Source organism: Paracoccus salipaludis (genome assembly GCF_002287065.1).
GTDB lineage: Bacteria > Pseudomonadota > Alphaproteobacteria > Rhodobacterales > Rhodobacteraceae > Paracoccus > Paracoccus salipaludis.
In genome coordinates this window covers 1-519 of the sequence record NZ_NSJZ01000172.1, presented here as the reverse complement: position 1 = coordinate 519, position 519 = coordinate 1, and the positions used below count along the sequence as shown (strand labels likewise).

1 protein-coding gene is annotated in these 519 nt (G+C 62.4%); it reads right to left on the bottom strand.

Features of this window, described 5'->3' with window-relative positions:
* Positions 1-103: 103 nt before the first annotated feature.
* On the bottom strand, positions 104-519 hold a 416-nt coding region (locus CK240_RS18040), incomplete at its 5' end, for a ribbon-helix-helix protein, CopG family (RefSeq protein WP_135059007.1).

The window sequence follows — 519 nt, the reverse complement described above, 5'->3', positions numbered from 1 at the left end:
AAAACCGCTTCCCACAATCCAACTTGAACAATCTACAAAGGTGAAGATTCATCCGATGCTCCACTCGGCACTAGGGGTCATAAAATAAAATAATTGTAGTTGTTCAATCCAATGGTGCGGCTTCTTCGCCGCCCTTCATAGCCTCGATGATCTGATCCACATGCGCCCGCTGCTGCTGCGCGCGGCGAACCATGAGGCTGCGGGTCTTGTCGTTGTCCCGGGCGATCTGGTGCAGCTGGTGGGCTAACTGGTCCAGTTGCAGGCGGGGGATCTTCTGCCCGCGCTGCACGGCCGCGTTCATGGCCCGCACCACCTGGTTCACGTTCCGCCCGATCGCGGACACCTCCTTGGTCAGTTCCGCGATCTCGCCCGCCTCCGGCGGCTCGATGTGGTAGACGCCCGCTGCGTAGAGCAGCACCCGCCGCGCCGTGTCGGCCCGGCTCAGGTTCAGCTCCCCCGCCAGGGCGTCCAGCCGCTCCATGTCCTCGGTGCTGACCCGCACCGTCAGCACCTTGCTGC